This window comes from Erythrobacter sp. JB1-4 (genome assembly GCF_057365025.1).
Genome location: NZ_CP200292.1, coordinates 1,560,371 through 1,577,414 on the forward strand (window position 1 = coordinate 1,560,371; position 17,044 = coordinate 1,577,414).

14 protein-coding genes are annotated in these 17,044 nt (G+C 56.4%); 8 read left to right on the forward strand and 6 right to left on the reverse strand.

Annotated elements, in window-relative coordinates; translation table 11 throughout:
* The first annotated feature begins 12 nt into the window (after window positions 1-12).
* Window positions 13-315 (forward strand): hypothetical protein, encoded by a 303-nt coding sequence (locus AC0V61_RS07175; protein WP_486156572.1) that lies wholly within the window; start codon window positions 13-15, stop codon window positions 313-315.
* 27 nt (window positions 316-342) lie between these two features.
* Here AC0V61_RS07175 and AC0V61_RS07180 read toward each other — a convergent pair whose 3' ends face one another.
* Both AC0V61_RS07180 and AC0V61_RS07185 read right to left on the reverse strand, forming a co-directional pair.
* Window positions 343-1,389: a ligase-associated DNA damage response exonuclease gene (locus AC0V61_RS07180; protein WP_486156573.1), complete on the reverse strand. Its 1,047-nt coding sequence runs from the start codon at window positions 1,387-1,389 to the stop codon at window positions 343-345.
* 21 nt (window positions 1,390-1,410) lie between these two features.
* Window positions 1,411-3,504 (reverse strand): prolyl oligopeptidase family serine peptidase, encoded by a 2,094-nt coding sequence (locus AC0V61_RS07185; protein ID WP_486156574.1) that lies wholly within the window; start codon window positions 3,502-3,504, stop codon window positions 1,411-1,413.
* A 154-nt stretch (window positions 3,505-3,658) separates the two neighbouring features.
* Between AC0V61_RS07185 and AC0V61_RS07190 the strand changes: the two genes are divergently transcribed.
* Window positions 3,659-5,005 carry a hypothetical protein gene (locus AC0V61_RS07190; RefSeq protein ID WP_486156575.1) on the forward strand — a complete coding sequence of 449 codons (1,347 nt, stop codon included), beginning with the start codon at window positions 3,659-3,661 and terminating at the stop codon, window positions 5,003-5,005.
* A gap of 377 nt (window positions 5,006-5,382) precedes the next feature.
* On the opposite strand, the gene clpA is transcribed toward AC0V61_RS07190, so the two are convergent.
* The gene (gene clpA / locus AC0V61_RS07195) at window positions 5,383-7,785 is read right to left on the reverse strand and encodes an ATP-dependent Clp protease ATP-binding subunit ClpA (protein ID WP_486156576.1); all 2,403 of its coding nucleotides are present in this window, start codon (window positions 7,783-7,785) and stop codon (window positions 5,383-5,385) included.
* Window positions 7,786-7,898: 113 nt separating this feature from the next.
* Window positions 7,899-8,102, reverse strand: coding sequence for a DUF1192 family protein (locus AC0V61_RS07200; RefSeq protein ID WP_486156577.1), 204 nt, complete (start codon window positions 8,100-8,102; stop codon window positions 7,899-7,901).
* 198 nt (window positions 8,103-8,300) lie between these two features.
* Here AC0V61_RS07200 and AC0V61_RS07205 point away from each other — a divergent pair, with 198 nt between their 5' ends.
* The 6 genes from AC0V61_RS07205 (at window position 8,301) to AC0V61_RS07230 (ending at window position 15,223) form a co-directional block, all read left to right on the forward strand.
* Window positions 8,301-9,284: an NAD(P)H-quinone oxidoreductase gene (locus tag AC0V61_RS07205; RefSeq protein WP_486159483.1), complete on the forward strand. Its 984-nt coding sequence runs from the start codon at window positions 8,301-8,303 to the stop codon at window positions 9,282-9,284.
* Window positions 9,281-10,243: a glutathione S-transferase family protein gene (locus tag AC0V61_RS07210; RefSeq protein WP_486156578.1), complete on the forward strand. Its 963-nt coding sequence runs from the start codon at window positions 9,281-9,283 to the stop codon at window positions 10,241-10,243. Before AC0V61_RS07205 ends, AC0V61_RS07210 begins: the two co-directional genes overlap by 4 nt.
* A 240-nt stretch (window positions 10,244-10,483) precedes the next feature.
* A complete protein-coding gene (locus AC0V61_RS07215) occupies window positions 10,484-11,365 on the forward strand; it encodes a UDP-2,3-diacylglucosamine diphosphatase (protein WP_486159485.1) in 882 nt (293 codons plus the stop codon).
* Complete coding sequence (locus tag AC0V61_RS07220; protein WP_486156579.1) at window positions 11,362-12,474, forward strand: glycosyltransferase family 4 protein; 1,113 nt, start codon at window positions 11,362-11,364, stop codon at window positions 12,472-12,474. Before AC0V61_RS07215 ends, AC0V61_RS07220 begins: the two co-directional genes overlap by 4 nt.
* A gap of 99 nt (window positions 12,475-12,573) precedes the next feature.
* Entirely contained in the window at window positions 12,574-13,425 is an 852-nt protein-coding gene (locus tag AC0V61_RS07225) for a cell cycle transcriptional regulator TrcR (protein ID WP_486156580.1), read from the forward strand.
* A 124-nt stretch (window positions 13,426-13,549) separates the two neighbouring features.
* Window positions 13,550-15,223, forward strand: a complete 1,674-nt coding sequence (locus AC0V61_RS07230; protein ID WP_486156581.1) for a long-chain-fatty-acid--CoA ligase — start codon at window positions 13,550-13,552, stop codon at window positions 15,221-15,223.
* Between the two features lie 107 nt (window positions 15,224-15,330).
* Here AC0V61_RS07230 and AC0V61_RS07235 read toward each other — a convergent pair whose 3' ends face one another.
* Together AC0V61_RS07235 and AC0V61_RS07240 are read right to left on the reverse strand one after the other, a co-directional pair.
* Window positions 15,331-15,732 (reverse strand): bactofilin family protein, encoded by a 402-nt coding sequence (locus AC0V61_RS07235; protein WP_486156582.1) that lies wholly within the window; start codon window positions 15,730-15,732, stop codon window positions 15,331-15,333.
* Window positions 15,733-15,748: 16 nt separating this feature from the next.
* A complete protein-coding gene (locus AC0V61_RS07240) occupies window positions 15,749-16,927 on the reverse strand; it encodes a M23 family metallopeptidase (protein ID WP_486156583.1) in 1,179 nt (392 codons plus the stop codon).
* Between the last annotated feature and the right edge of the window lie 117 nt (window positions 16,928-17,044).

Genomic DNA, 17,044 nt, shown 5'->3' on the forward strand with positions numbered 1-17,044 from the left:
GAGACTTATTCGATGAAAATGCTTCACGCCGCCGCTCTGGCTATTGCGCCTGTACTTACTCTTTATGCGACGCCAGCTCTCGCTGATGACCATGCGGAGGCTGCGGCCAAGCTCACGATCGACAGTCCAATTGAGGCGCTGATGGCCAACGCTGCGGCGAAAGCGGTCGTTGTGAAACATCTGGGTCCGCTCGATCAGCACCCTTTTTATGGCCAGTTCAAAACCATGACCTTGCCGCAGGTCCAACCCATGTCGAACGGTGCAATTACGACTGACACTCTCGATAAGATCAAAGCGGACCTTGCCGCTCTTTGATGCATCCTTTGGTTGGGAGGGGGTGACCTAGTCATCCTCTTCCTCTCTGCCGATAAGAGCCAGCGCCCGCGCGCGGCGCTGGTTTAGTTCGCACCATCTCAATAGTGCCTCTTCGCGGCCGTGGGTGATCCACGTCTGCGCTGGGTTCACCTCCTTGATTGTCTCGGTGAGCTCGTTCCAATCGGCATGATCGGAAATGATCAGCGGCAATTCGACGCCCCTTTGGCGCGCGCGCCCGCGCACCCGCATCCAACCAGATGCCATGGCCGTGATGGGTGAAGGGAGGCGCCGCGACCACCTGTCATTAAGAGCAGAGGGCGGGGCAATGATAATCGCACCTTCCATCTCCTCTTTGGTGTGATCAGCGACAAGGTGCAGCTCACCCAAATCCACGCCGTGCTCTTCATAAAGGCGGCACATCTTCTCCATCGCGCCGTGGAGATAGATGGGGGCATGATGCCCTGCTGCACGAAGCTCCGCGATCACCCGCTGTGCCTTACCAAGCGCGTAGGCGCCTACGAGAACGGAGCCTTCTGGATTTCCCTCCAGCGCGGCTAGCAGTTTCGCCATCTCGTCCGCAATCGGAGGGTGAGTGAAGACGGGAAGACCAAAAGTCGCCTCAGTGATAAAGACATCGCAAGGCGTGACTTCGAAGGGCGCGCAGGAGGGGTCAGGTGTGCGCTTATAATCGCCAGTGATGACCACCCGCTCACCAGCGTGCTCCAACAATATCTGCGCCGAGCCCAACACATGACCTGCTGGCACATAGGTCGCATCGACACCGCCGGGAAGGCGAATGGTTTCACCATACTCCACTGGAACCGCCTGATGCGGAATTTGGCCAGCATCATCGGCTGCGCCAGTGCGATATCGCAATTCCATAATCGCAAGCGTTTCAGGGGTCGCAATCGTCTCCCCATGCCCGCCACGCGCGTGGTCGGCGTGGCCATGGGTCACAAGCGCTTTATCAACCGCGCGCGAGGGGTCGATGAAAGCGCCCGCAGGGACGACTTCCACGCCCCATGGGTGAGGCTTGATCCAGGAAAAGGCGCGTTCATCGGTTGAGAAACCCATCAGCGCGCCCTTGAGTTCCGATCACTCTTCGCTTTCGCCCCCGTCGCGGTACTTATCAAACCACGCGATTACGCTCGCGGTGCGCGCGGCCTGTTGGCTAGGGCTTTGCGAGAGGTTGTTGTGGCTGGAATCGGGCGTCACGACGAGCGCTGTGTCCACACCCACCAGTTTAAGCGCTGCATAAAACTGCTCGGCCTCACTGCGCGGTGTGCGGTAATCCTCGGCGCCCACCAAAACCAGCGTCGGCGTGGTGACATTGGCCATATTGCTCAAAGGACCGCGCTCCCAATATTCCTCTGGCTTCTCCCAAGGAAGACCGCCGAGCCAATAGCGCGGGATCAGAGTGGGAAGGTCTGACATCAGCCCTTGGCTCACCCAGTTGATGACGGGCTTGTGGGCCGCTGCCGCTTTAAACCGGTCCGTTTTTCCGACCACATAAGCGGTGAGGATGCCGCCGCCCGAACCGCCTGTTACAAACAGGTTCTCCTCATCCGAGAAGCCTTGCGCAATCGCTGCATCAACCACGGCCATGAGCTCGGGGATATTGCTGATCGGGTAATTGTCCTCGATCCGGTCGGCAAATTCCTCGCCATAGCCGGTTGAGCCGCCGGGGTTGGAGAACACCACCGCATATCCGGCCGCGCCGTAAAGCTGATAGTCGACCGAGAATTCCGGGCCATAGGCCGCATAAGGCCCGCCGTGCATCTCAAGGATGGTGGGGACCTTTTCTCCCGCCTTGTAACCGGGGGGCAGCATGATCCACGCAGGGATGACCGTGCCATCTTCCATGGTGACGCTAAGCTCGCGCGTCTGCCCCATTTCCTTGCCGCTAAGGCTGACCGCGTTCAGCGATGTAAGGGTGCGAATACCGCGACGCGTTTGAACGCCCACATCAGGCGGTGCAACAGAGCTTTGTGTGGTGAAGGCGAGGTTGCCATTGTCGCTCACCGACCATTGGCCGCCTGTGTAGGGCAGGGCGTAATAGCCGCTGCCAACACGGGCCTCTAATGGGCTGGGCGCGCTGGCATTGAGCCCGATGCGGGCAACGCGGTGTTCGCCGTCATCCTCGTAACTCGCAAACAGGCCAGCATCGGTCCATTCGAGACCGTCAAAGCTCCGGTCAAATCCGGCAACCAGTTGGCGCGAGCCCGAACCATCGGCGTTCATGACATACAGATTTGTCTGATCAAACGCATTGCCTTGATCATCGAAGCCAAGATAGGCGATCCTTGAGCCATCGGGCGACACCTTTGGGCTTCCATCCGGGCCCTCGCGCGAGGTCAGTGCTGATATCTCCCCGCTTCCCACATCAAGCGCGTATATCTCGCTTCCAAAAATCTGAAGCTCCCAGTCTTCACGGCGATTGGCAGAGAAATAGAGCTTCGATCCATCGGGCGACCACTCGACCGATCCGCCATTGCTATATTCGCCAAAGGTGAGCTGACGCGGTGCTCCTCCCGTTGCGCTCACAACGAAAAGCTGCGTGGTGCCAGGCTTTACATAAGACCCACCATCGCGGCGGTAGACGAGCCGATCGATCACTTGGAGCGGCTTGCCCCATTCAGCGCCCTCGGGCTTTGCCGGCGTTTTGCCAAGCGTGAGGCCTTTGCCAGCAACGCGGGCGGTGTACGCTATCTGTGTGCCATCAGGGGACCACTCGATCCCACCAGGACCTTCGGCAAGAGCGGTGATATTGGCGCTTTGCCCGCTATCCATCCAGCGCACATGCAATTCCGGCCCGCCGCCGCTTTGGGTGGAGATATAAGCCAGCCGATCGCCATCAGGGGACCAGCGCGGCGACACATGCGAACCGGCCCCTGTCACAAGCGGTGTCTCATCACCGCTGGCCACATTGATGAGCCAGATCGAGGAAACCGCACGGTCGGTCATAATGTCGTTGGTGCGCCGGACATAAGCGATTTGTGAGCCATCAGGGCTTATCTGTGGGTCTGCTGCGACGGAAAGCCCGAAGATATCGTCACCGGTGAAGTGTTTTTCGGGGCCGGCCGCCTCTTTTGCGTGGTCATCAGCGGACAATGGCGCTGCGAGGGGCATCGTAAGAGCAAAGGCGCTCACTGCGCAAAGGGCTTTGAGAGCGAATTTGGTTGGGGTCATTGTAGGCTCCAGATCGAATGTCTTCAGGCGATCAATGCCAGTTTCTGCGTCCAAGTCCAGCCTGCAGCAGAGATCAGCGCCTCAACACAACGTTAGGTCCTTGACGTTAATCTAACAAAATGCGTAAATTCGAAACTCAACAGGGAGTAGTGGCATGAATTCAGCGACTCAAACTGATGGGCAAGTTTTCGTCACGCCGCACGAAATCCTTAAGCGTGAGATCGAGACGCGCGGTTTAAAGATACAAGAGGCAGCAGACCTCTTGGGCGTAAATCCTCCCGTGCTCTATAATCTCACGAGCGCAAACCCGCGCAAAATCCCATCGACATTGGCAAACAGACTGTCCCTTCTTTTTGGCGGCACTTTCGACTTTTGGCGGTCTGATAAGGTGCTCAAAGATACCGCGCTCTCCCCCGCGACCGCTGCGGGATCGATCCAGGAGAAAAATGGGCGAAATGCTTTTGCGAGCCCTTTTGGCATTGGTGTTCTTAGTGAAGAGGATCTGCGCACCGTTTTGGGATCAAGCGATGGGGCAACGAAGCTTATTCCGTTTGATCCCAATGCCATACAACTTGCCTCGGTGGATTACCCGTGTGGCTGGTTCGTTAAAGACGGCTTTGGTGAGTTGACCCGTGACGACTGGTGCAAGTTCATCATGGCCAAGATAGACACCGGGTTGCTTGACCAACAAGATATCGATCATGCTGAGTTGTTGTCGAACATGTACGTTTTTGGCGAAGAAAACACATGCGACATCATCCTTTCAAGGCAATGCACACTCGAGCCTGGTGACTGTGTTTATGTCATTGGAAAACAGATACTTGAACTCGACTTGGACTGTATAGTCCGGATCGGCCAGAGGACACAAAACGCGCTGCGCGGACTTCAGGTTTTGCATGGGTTTCAAGGGGACCCCGGCTTTCGCGGACCCCTCATGGCCATGATCATAAATTCTGGGCGTGAGACGGTTGAACTTGAATATGGCGATCCGATGCTGAGCTTGGAGTTTACGCGATTGGCAAGCCCTGTAACGCGCTCTTACCTCTCGCGATATGAGGGTCCAGTGACCAACATCGCCCTTTCATTCCAAGATGCTGTGCGTGATACGTTTACCAGGGATAGGGATCTCGACCGCGAAGTGGTCGCTGCAAGGCTAGGCAGTAGAAAAGAGGGATTAGTCGTCGAACCCCACGAAGGGGGATCAGTCGATGACCTTTTGATCGAGCGCTTTCAACAAAGCTTGGCTGATGTAAGCGGTCCGCAAGCTGGTCTCGTCGATGATGCGGTAAAATGCGCGATGGAGGCTGTTCAAATGAAAGAGGATGCAGCTCTCGCTCTGGCGGCTTACCTGCGCAAAGAGCCTGAGCTTAAATCCAGCAAGTCTGCTTTGTTTGGTGCTGAGGGGTTACCCAGCCTTTTCGATGTGGTGGAGCGGCTTGAGGCCAATCGCCGAGCGGTGGCCTCGACGCTTTTGAGTTTTGGGGCGGAAGCCGCGCCGTAAAACTAACAAATCGTGAGGTATGGCCTGTATCTCACGTAATCTTACATTTCGTTTGACAACGGGGCGACCACCGGTTAGTCCTCACACATCAGGTATGTATGTCACGAAACCTTGCTCCGACCTGATGGGGTTTGGCCAAGAAGGGGAATCTGGATAATGACATCTAGAGGACGTTACGAGTTGGCTCTGAAGATGAGCGACCCAGTCAATGCTGGAAGTGGCCGGCAGAACTATTTGGATGAAATCAAACGGCGCGGCCTGCCTCGGCCATATTTCGATTGATATCATCCCCTGCGCCTCACGGGGCGAAAGAGGATATCTCTTCAACTAAGAAAACGCGGATTGGCAGCCACCAATCCGCGTTTTTCTTTGTCCGATCAACCGTTTGCGTCTGAGCCTGATGCCTCTGGCTTGGGATCATCCTTTTGGGGATCATCCTTTTTTGGCGCCGCTTTCTTCGCCGCAGGCTTGCGCCTTGGCTTCGGCTTGGGTTTCGCCTTGGGCGCTGCTGGACTGAGTTCAAAGGCGGGTTTTCCGTCCTTCATCGTCACCGACACCTCGCCGCCATCGGCAAGCTTACCAAACAAAAGCTCTTCAGCGAGCGGCTGTTTGATCTTGTCTTGGATAAGGCGGCCCATTGGGCGCGCACCATAAAGACGGTCATAGCCTTTATCCGCAAGCCAACCGCGTGCATCGCTATCGAATTGGATGTGAACGTTTTGTTCGGCCAACTGAAGCTCAAGCTCGAGGATGAATTTGTCGACGACGCGGGCGACGGTCTCTTTACCAAGGTAGGCAAACGGCACAATCGCGTCCAAACGGTTGCGGAATTCAGGCGTGAACATTTTGTTCACGGCCTCAGTGCCCGCATCCTCTTTGGATACATCGCCGAAGCCAATGCCGCTTTTCGCCATATCGGCAGCGCCTGCATTGGTGGTCATGATGAGCACGACATTGCGGAAATCAACCGTCTTACCGTGGTGATCGGTGAGGCGGCCATTGTCCATAACCTGGAGCAGGATGTTGAACAGATCCGGGTGCGCTTTCTCAATCTCGTCGAGAAGCAGCACACAGTGCGGGTTTTGATCAACGGCGTCAGTCAACAGACCGCCCTGATCATAACCAACATAGCCCGGAGGCGCACCGATCAAGCGACTGACCGAGTGACGCTCCATATATTCGGACATGTCGAAGCGTTTAAGCTCAATCCCCATGATCGAGGAAAGCTGACGTGCGACTTCCGTTTTACCGACACCGGTTGGACCTGAGAACAGGAAGGAGCCGATGGGCTTATCCGGATCACGAAGGCCAGCGCGCGACAGCTTCATCGCGGTCGCAAGGCGCGTAATCGCTTCATCCTGACCAAAGACAACGTGCTTCAAGTCGCGGTCGAGGTTTTCGAGCGCTTTCTTATCGTCCTTGCTGACCGATTTTGGCGGGATGCGCGCCATGGTCGCGATGACTTGCTCAATCTCCCGCGCGGTGATTTTCTTCTTCCGGCGGCTGGGCGGCACCAGCATTTGCATCGCGCCCACCTCGTCGATCACGTCAATCGCCTTATCCGGCAATTTGCGGTCGTTGATGTAGCGCGAGGACAGCTCCACGGCTGTTTTCAGCGCATCGGGCGTGTATTTCACCTTGTGGTGATCTTCGAAGGCACTGCGCAGACCTTTGAGGATTTTGATCGTGTCCTCAATCGTGGGCTCGTTCACGTCGATCTTTTGGAAACGTCGCAGCAATGCGCGGTCTTTTTCGAAGTGATTGCGGAATTCTTTGTACGTGGTCGATCCCACGCAGCGGATCGTGCCGCCTGAAAGCGCAGGCTTCAACAGGTTCGAGGCATCCATCGCCCCGCCGCTGGTTGCGCCAGCACCGATAACGGTGTGAATTTCGTCAATAAACAGGATCGCGTGCGGCATCGCTTCAAGCTCGGTGACAACCTGCTTCAAACGCTCTTCAAAGTCGCCGCGATACCGCGTACCAGCCAGCAACGCGCCCATATCGAGCGAGTAAATCACCGCAGGCTCAAGCACCTCGGGAACGTCGCCTTCAACGATTTTGCGCGCAAGACCCTCTGCGATAGCGGTTTTGCCAACACCGGGGTCACCCACATAAAGCGGGTTGTTTTTTGAACGGCGGCACAGGATTTGCACCGTACGGTCAACCTCTGGCCCGCGCCCGATAAGCGGGTCGACCTTGCCGTCTTCGGCCTTCTTGTTGAGGTTGACGGTAAACTGATCAAGCGCGGTTTCTTTCTTGTTTCCGCCCTCTTTGGCAGCCTGCTCCTCATTGGGTGCAGCGTCTTCGCTCCCACCAGCAGCGTTCGATTCGATCTGGCGTCCGCCTTTGCCAATGCCGTGGCTGATATAGCTGACGGCATCGAGGCGGCTCATATCCTGTTGCTGGAGGAAATAGACCGCGTAAGAATCGCGCTCAGAGAACAGCGCCACCAGCACATTGGCCCCTGTCACAGTGTCCTTACCCGAGGACTGCACATGCAAAATCGCGCGCTGGATCACCCGCTGAAAACCGGCGGTAGGCTGCGGATCGGCGTCCTCTTCGGTCTTAAGCGACTGATATTCCTGATCGAGATACTGTTTCACCACCTCGCCAAGCTCAGCCAGATCCACGCCGCATGCGCCCATAACCGCTGCGCCATCTTCATCGTCAATAAGCGCGAGGAGCAGATGCTCCAAAGTCGCATATTCATGACGACGCTCCGACGCGTGGGCGAGCGCGTTGTGAAGTGTGCGTTCTAAATTTTGAGCAAAACTAGGCATGAGAGGTCTCTTTGGGGGTGTCCCTAAGGAGTGAGAGGTAGGCGGGGTTTACAGCAATATGGGGCCGATGTTTGAAAATACGACTCCAAATTGGTGGCGGAGGCGATGAGGCATCATGATCCTGAACTCTTAAACAGAGCATCGGCTGCCGCTCGGTGTTTTGCGGCACGTTCACTATGCACTTGAACTCGCGCAATTTCAGCTTCGAGAAGCTCAACGCGCGCGGCCAATTCATCCTGAGAGTAGGGTGCAAGATCTTCGCTAGCCAATTTGCTAGCAGCATCGCCCTTGGGGCGCGGTAGATCACCGTCTTCCATTGTTTACAAACATCACCCGCACACTGGCTTGCTGTCAATGGCTAAGGCAGGTATTTACCCTAGGCAAAATACGCGTTCGATTGATTATGGCGCATTTGTGCCATGAAGACGCAGATAACACTGCTACATCGTCACGATGCAATCGAGCTTGGGGAACAGCGAATGGTCGGGGCCGCTATGCCAGAATTACCAGTGACAATGCAGGCGATTGGCTTTGAAAAGCCGGGTGGACCACACGTCCTTGCGCTTGAAGAAACGCAGGTGCCCACACCGGGCCCATCTGATGTCCTGATCAAAGTGGCTTTTGCAGGGGTCAATCGCCCTGATTGTGTCCAACGCTCTGGCAATTATCCCGCGCCCAAAGGGGCATCACCCATTCTGGGGCTGGAGGTGTCGGGCGAGGTGGTTGCTGTTGGGCGTGAGGTCCCGCGCGAGCTTATCGGTAGTGTCGTTGCAGCGCTTACTCCCGGCGGTGGATATGCTGAATATTGCACCGCGCCTTGGCAGCATTGCTTGGCGCTTCCTGAAGGTATGGATTTGAAACAGGCGGCCGCTTTGCCAGAGACGCTTTTCACCGTCTGGCACAATGTTTTTGAACGCGGGATGGCCCGCGATGGCGAAACTTTGCTGGTTCACGGAGGCACAAGCGGCATTGGCACGATGGCGATTATGCTTGCCAAAGCGTTCGATCTCAATGTGATCACAACGTGCGGAGATGAGGCAAAATGCGAGGCGGCGCGCGGGCTCGGTGCAGATCTTGCGATCAATTACCGCGAAGAGGATTTTGTCGAAGCGGTTAAAGCACACACAGGTGGCAAGGGCGTCAACATCGTGCTCGACATGGTCTCTGGCGATTATGTCCCGCGCAATCTGCAATGCCTTGCCGAAGACGGACGCCACGTAACTATCGCTGTTCTGGGCGGGGCCAAGGCCGAACTTTTCATTCCAATGGTGATGATGCGCCGTTTGACATTGACCGGTTCGACCCTGCGCCCGCGTTCTGATGCCTTTAAAGCCGCCTTGGCCGATGAGATCGCGAACAACGCTTGGCCGCTCTTCACCTCCGGGGAGCTTGCCCCTGTGATGGATCAAACCTTCCCGCTGGCAGAGGCGGCATCGGCGCATGAACGAATGGAATCGAGCGCCCATATCGGAAAGATCATGTTACAAGTCTCCCCATGAGCTATCCCGTCCTCCAGATCACCGGCGATTACGCCTTCGTTGAAATTCGAAGAGGGCGCGCTGCAGAACGGTGGGAGGACATGGACTTGGTTTACCAGGGGTCTGCCACTCGCGGTACTGAGTGGGAGGGGGCAGAGGGCGAGAAACTGTGGGGGCGCCACTGCCTTTGGCCAAGCGATCCCAACTCCACCCTTTCGCAGCCATATGACGTGTCGTCGCGCGCCGGGCTCGCAGTAGGACAGCCGCGATTGTTGCGCTTCCCGACGCGTGTGGGCGCGTTTCGAGGTTTTGCGCAATTGGAAGCATTGCCCGATGCAGTTCAGGAAGAAAGCCTGCCGCGCCTCTTGCTCCATGAGGATCCGAAAAGCGGCAATTGCTACAAGATCAAACTGACCGCTGCGATGTTGGGTCTGCCGCTTGAGACCAAGCAATACGATATTCTTCAGGGTGAGACGCGGACGCCGGATTTTCTGGAAACCGTGAATTCCAATGGCCGCATACCTGTCCTCCAGATTGGTGAAGGCGCTGAGGCGCGTTTTCTGCCTGAAAGCAATGCTGCGTGCTGGTATCTCGCCTCCGGCTCCCACCTTATCCCGGATGACCGTTTTGCAGAGGCTGATTGCTTGCGCTGGATGTTCTTTGAGCAATATCAGCACGAACCCAATGTCGCGACTTTGCGGTTTTGGTTGCGCTTTGTGGGCGAAGACGCGCTTTCAGAAGAACAGCGCGCGATGATCCCTGCAAAACGCGCCGGAGGGCAAGCGGCGCTTGACCTGATGAATAGCGATCTTGCTAACAAAGCCTTCCTTTGCGGGGACGAGGTGACTCTCGCGGACATCGCTCTATACGCTTATACGCACCTCGCGGATGAGGCTGGATTTGACCTTGGTGCTCTTGCGCATCTCAAAGCGTGGATTGATCGAATCGAGCAGCTTGAGCGGTTTGTGCCCATGGGTTGAATGCCGATGCGCGCACGGACTACGCTACGCGCAAATACCTAGATTTGGCACAATTGAGCTGTTGCATTGCAACATCTGTGTCACAACTCGCTCAATTTTCTCCAAACTGTCATTCCCTTGTGAATCGTTCGTAACAAAGCCGGTCCATTAAATAGTCCCGACGCAAACTGTGATTGCGAGGGACGAACCATGAACGATTTTTTGCTGTCCAAGCTTCCTCCAAGTACGCTTTCAAGGGAAATGGCCAATGTCGCCAATTTTCCTCTCAATGCACCCAAGACACCGGAACCCGAAGGCGGCAAGCGCACACAGTATCGTACGATTTGGATCAGTGACATTCACCTCGGCACCAAAGGCTGCAATGCGCAGATGCTGATCGATTTCCTCGACCGCAATGACAGCGACACCTTGTATCTTGTGGGCGACATTATCGATGGCTGGCGGCTCAAAAAGAAGTTTTATTGGCCCGCGGCGCATAACGATATCGTCTGGCGCCTGCTGAAACGTGCCAAGCGGGGCACAAGGATTGTCTACATCCCCGGCAATCATGACGAAATGTTTCGCCAGTTTTCAGGTCTCAATTTTGGCGGCATTGAAATTCGCCGAGTTGCCTTTCACGACACCGCTGATGGCCGCCGTTTGATGGTGCTTCACGGCGATGAGTTTGATGCCGTCATGCTTTCCCAGCGGTGGCTCGCATTCGTGGGTGACTGGGCTTATCACGCCGCCATGCGCCTGAACCTTGCGGTCAATGCCGTGCGCAAGGCGATGGGCAAGCCATATTGGTCGCTTTCAAAAGCGGCTAAGCACAAAGTCAAAAACGCGGTCGAATTCATCGGCAAATACGAAGAAATCGTCGCCAAAGCGGCGGGCGAACGCGGGGTGGATGGAGTTGTGTGTGGTCACATCCACACCGCCGAAATGCGTGAGTTCGAATTTAACGGCAAGCGGGTTGAATATTGGAATGATGGCGACTGGGTAGAGGGCTGCAATGCTCTGGTTGAGCATCACGACGGGCGCATGGAAATCCTCAACTGGGCTGATGAGATCGCAGCGCGCCCGATTGAAGAAAAGCCGCTTAAGTCAGCAAAAGCCCAAGCAAAAGAAAAGCAAGCTGCATGAATGCACCCATCCCAATTGAGGTTGGCCCAAGCGGATTAACCGGCGCTCTCAAAGCTGCACACGCGTTTAATCCGAGCCCGCCGCACTCAATCGTCATAGTGACAGACGCCTGGCACCCCCAGGTTAACGGCGTGGTGCGGACCCTTTCAAAGACCTGCGATGTGCTGCGCGGATGGGGGCATGATGTGAGTGTCATCTCACCCGATCAATATCGCAGCATTCCCGCGCCCAGCTATCCGGAAATTCGGCTCGCCCTCACAGCTCCGGGAGCGGTGGGCAGGCGGTTGGCGAAGATGAACCCTGACGCGGTTCACATTGCAACCGAGGGGCCCCTTGGATTTGCCGCAAGGCGCTATTGCGTCAAACGGGGCGTGCCCTTCACCACCGCTTATCACACCCAGTTTCCGGATTATTTGGCCCGCCGCACGCGTCTTCCTGCGAGCGTCTTTTGGCCATACATCCGGTGGTTTCACAGGCCTTCACAAAACATCATGGTCGCAACACAGACCATTCGCGAACAGCTTCGCGTGCAAAACCTTGCTCACCTTGTTCATTGGAGCCGCGGGGTAGATCTCGCCTGCTTTTCTCCACGTGCGCCGCGCCCGGTGGAGTATGACGATGTCAAAGGGCCTATCCTCTTATACGTCGGGCGTGTGGCGGTTGAGAAGAACATCGAGGCGTTTCTCGATTGCGATTATCCTGGCGCCAAAGTGGTGGTGGGCGATGGCCCCGCGCGTGCCAGCCTTGAGGCGCGTTATCCGCACGTCAAATTCATGGGTAAGCGTATGGGAGAAGAGCTTGCAAGCTTCTACGCCCATGCTGATGTCTTTGTATTCCCGAGCAAAACTGATACTTTCGGCCTTGTGATGATCGAGGCTCTAGCATGCGGCACCCCGGTTGCCGCTTTCCCGGTGCCAGGCCCTCTCGACATCGTTGAAGAGAAGGTCGGCGCGCTGGGCGACAATCTTGCCCGTGCGATTGATGCTGCGCGATATTGTGACCGCCGCGTCTGCGCTGAATATGGCGCGACCTATTCATGGGAAGCGGCGAGCGAGCAGTTTCTCGCAGGTCTTGCCGCGTTAGAAGGCGAGGCGGCTGCCGGGCCCTAAAGCAATTCCTTGCCCCGGGCGCATCAATCGCCTATCTAATGCTGTGCAACGGCCGCTCCCTAAGGGGCGGCCCTTATTATTTCTAACGGAGACACCCCAATGGCTACCAAGGAACAGCCAAAGCCGCTGATGCCGCATGCCACAGCCACTTGGCTGGTCGATCACACGGGTCTTGGCTTTGAGCAGATTGCCGAATTTTGCGGCATCCACATTCTCGAAGTCCAGGCGATGGCTGATGATCTGGCTGGCAGCAAATACACGGGCCGCGATCCGGTGCACGCCGGTGAGCTGACGCTTGAGGAGATCAAGCTTGGCGAGGACGATCCAGAATATGCTCTTAAAATGCATAAGGCCCCGGTCGAGGTCACCCGCACTAAGGGCCCGCGATATACACCTGTCTCTAAGCGTCAGGATAAGCCGGATGGTATCGCATGGCTTTTGCGCAATCACCCTGAGATTTCCGACGCGCAAATCGGCAAACTGATCGGGACAACGCGCAACACCATCGGCGCCATTCGTGAGCGTTCGCACTGGAACATCCAGAACATTCAGCCAAAAGATCCCGTAACGCTTGGCCTGTGTGCACAGCGCGAACTCGATGCGGTGGTCGCTAAAGCTGCAAAGCGTGCAGGTATCACCGAAGAGGCACCTGTCGCGGATGAAGCGGCGCTCGACACGCGCTCTGACAAGGACAAGCTCATCGAAGAGCTTCGCGCTGAGCGGGCGGCCAATGAGAAGGCTGCGGCACAAGCTGCACAAGAGGCCGAAGCTGAGGCCTGGCTTGCCGAGAAACGCGCTGCCGAAGAAGCAAGCGCGGAAGAAGTGATCGATGCTGAAGCCGCTTTTGCCGCTCCTGCCGAGGAAGCAGCGCCGGCTGAAGAGACAGCTCCGAGCGAAGATTCGGTCAAGAGCCCAGCTGAGCCAGAATCAGGCACCGACATCGGCGGCTAATCACAAAGCTCTTCTCAATCAAAAGGGCGGCCCGCTTGCATGCGAGGCCGCCTTTTTTGTGCCCCTTGCGCAAGGCTAAACCAGAAGTGAGGCGATATCGCTTGCGCGGTGCGATAGGATCACTATGGCTACTGACATGTATGTTAATAACGTCGCTTATCACCATCCCACCCCTTGGGAGACCACGTTTGAGCCTTTGACGCTTCCCGCGATGCTTGAGCGCACGGTGACGCATGACCCGGATGCGCCGTTTCTGCACTTTATGGGCCGTACATTCTCCTATAGCGTGATCCATGCGCAGGCTTTGAAGTTTGCCAATGGCCTTATCGCCATGGGTATCAAGCCTGGCGACCGGGTCGGTCTGTTTTTGCCCAACGTCCCGATTTACGCGAGCGCTTATTACGGTGCCATGATGGCGGGCGCCGTGGTGGTGAATTTCTCACCGCTGTATTCGGTTGAGGAATTGAGCTGGCAGGTTGCTGACAGCGGCACGCGGATGCTTGTCACTGTGGACGTTCCCGAGCTTTATGAGACAGCCGCCCAAGTTCTCGCCTCCTCACAGCTTGAAACTCTTATCGTTGGCTCTCTTGGGTCCATGCTACCCCTGGTTAAGAGCATTGCCTTCAACCTGTTCAAGCGCAGTCAAATCGCTAAGGTCGAATGGGGTTCTGATACGGTTGCTTGGGCAGATGTGTTGAGCGATGCCGGTGCCGATTTGCCGACCATCACACACGAGGACCTTGCCCTTCTCCAATACACCGGCGGCACCACCGGGCGGCCCAAAGGCGCGATGCTGGGACACAGTCAGCTTTCCCAAAACGCGCAGCAGACAGCGGCAATCAATCCCTTTGGGGAGCCGCGTAAGGAAGTCTTTATGGGGGCGCTTCCGTTCTTCCATGTCTTCGCCAACACCTCGCTTTTGAACCATGCCATGGTGAGCGGCGGCTCGATTGCGATGGTGCCGCGCTTTGAGGCGAAGCAAGTGCTTGAGACGATTGAAAAGCTTGGCTGCACTGGCTTTCCGGGCGTGCCGACGATGTTTCAGGCGCTGCTTGATCACCCCGACTTGACCAAAACCGATCTTTCGACCCTCAAGGTTTGCATTTCGGGCGGCGCGCCTATGCCTGCCCAGGTTCATACTCGCTTTGAAGAGGTCACCGGCGTGCGCCTTGTCGAGGGCTACGGCCTCACCGAAAGTTCCGGCGTTGTTTCTGCCAATCCTTATGCTGGCACGCGCAAAAAGGGCACAATCGGACAGCCTGTTGCGGGCACCGAAATCATTTTTCTCGACAAAGAGGACCCGGCCAAACTCGCAGCAGAAGGCGAGCCGGGGGAGCTTGCCTTCTACGGGCCCCAAGTGATGCGCGGATATTGGCAACGCCCCGAAACTGATGCCGATGAGTTCGTGGAACGCGGCGGCAAACGCTATCTTCGAACAGGCGATGTCGCGGTCGTTGATGAAGACGGTTTTCTCAGCATCGTGGATCGCATCAAGGACATGATTGCGGTCGCCGGCTTCAAGGTTTTCCCAAGTGTCGTCGAAGAAGCGGTGATGAAACACGAGGCTGTCAAAGAGGTGCTCGTCATCGGCGTGCCCGATGAATATCGCGGCGAAGCACCGCGCGCCTTTGTGGTGCTTGAACCGGGAATTGATGCAAGCGGCGATGACATCAAAGCGTGGCTGAACGAGCGTATCGGTAAGCATGAGCGGGTTGATCAGGTGGTGATCCGGGAAGACCTGCCCAAAACCATCATCGGTAAGCTCGACCGTAAGGCGCTGCGAGCAGAAGTCCTTTAGGGTGAGCAAAGGCGCTTTGGAGCGTGCAAGTTTTCCAACCCACCAAACGAAAACGCCGCCTCCCTTGCGGGCGGCGACGTCTTTATCTTTGCTAAGGCGCTAAGCAATCAGGTTGCAATAAGCGGCTCTGCGCTTTGTTTGGCGGCTTGCGTCGCCTTGGTAGCGGGCGCAGGTGCAGCGGCAGGTTTGCTGGCGTTTGGCGCAAATCGCCCGTCGACCTGAGCGCCTTGTTCAATTGTCAGCGCGTCATAATGCACATCACCGTCAATCTTTGCGGTTTTGAGGATCACCAGCTCTTTTGCGGTGATCGAACCGGCGATTGTTCCCGACATCCGCGCGCTCTCAGCGGTGATTGCGCCTTTGATGGTGCTGGCTTCGCCTTGAACAATGCTGGCGCACTTAATGTCACCCTCGATCGTACCATCGACATGCAAATCAGCCGATGCACTCACATCGCCTTTGATTGTGACGTCTGAGCCGATCACTGAAAAGGTAGAGTTGTTAGCCATGCCTCGTGCCTTTGGTTTAGCGCTGGGCGCTGGCGGAGCGGCTGGGCTCTGTTCCGCGGGCTTCTTTGAGAACATTGGGGGCACTCTCCAGGAAAGGACGCGGATTGACCGCGCGTCCATTGATACGAACTTCGAAATGCAGGTGTGGTCCAGTTGACCTTCCGGAACTTCCTAAACCACCCAAGGTTGCCCCTGCATTGACGGCCTGACCTACATTCACGCCTATGCTTGCAAGGTGCGCATACCGGGTGACGATGCCATTTGTGTGGGTTACTTCAACAGTGCGGCCATAACCGCCTTTCCAACCAGCGAAAGACACCTCGCCTTTGGCAGCGGAATAGATTGGTGAGCCATATGGCCCTTTGAAATCGATCCCATTGTGCATCGCGCCGCGGCGGTTGAAGGGATCGCGGCGATAGCCAAAATTCGAGGTAATCCGTGTGACGGCCGCTGGAACCACCCGGGGCACACCCTCAAGCGCGAGTTCCAGTGCTGACATACGCTCAAGACTAAGACCAAGACGCTCAAAACGAGGGTCCAAAGACCCATCGGCAGAAGTGGCCAAAAGCTGAAGCGGGCCACCCATCGCGCTTTGCGATTCGGCGCGTGCCGCCCGCTCCATAGCGCGCGGATCAAGGTTGAGTTTACGCAGAGCCTGTTCTGCCTTGCGCGCTCGCCAGTCGGCATAACGGGTCATATTTTCGACATAGGCAAGCTGGCGCGCTTCGATTTCAGCAAGACCTTTGGCCTGCGGGAGGAAAGCGCCGACTTGTTCAACAGTCTTGGCGGTTTCATCCGAGCTGTCGGTCACATTGGTATCGACCGTCTTGATATCGTCGGGGAGCATTTCCGACATGGCTTCAAGAGCCTGCTGCCGGGTTTCAAGGTCAGCGACGACATTTTCGAGATCCCCGCTGTAGGCATCAATACGTTGTTCTGCCTTGGCGACTTCTGCTTTCTGCGCTTGGAAAGAGGCCACCTGCAATTCGGCGGAATATTTATTCCATGCCATCACGCCCATCGATCCGGCCCATCCCACGGCCAATACGATTGCGGCGGTTGCAGCGCCCTTTTGAAGGCCTGACGAGACCTTGATGAAGCGCACTTGCCCCTGAGATCGCATAAAGAACTCGCGGTCGGGGAACCAACCTTCAAGCCTTTCTGCGAATGTACGCTTGGTTTTGATGTCTGACAAAGCGAATGACCCGACTATTTTTGTGTTTTTATTGCGCAGGACGCTAGCGACGGATTCACTAAAGTGCGAATCTCCAACCCCTGCGAAAGGTTGAAACGAAGACTTAGCACGACGAAA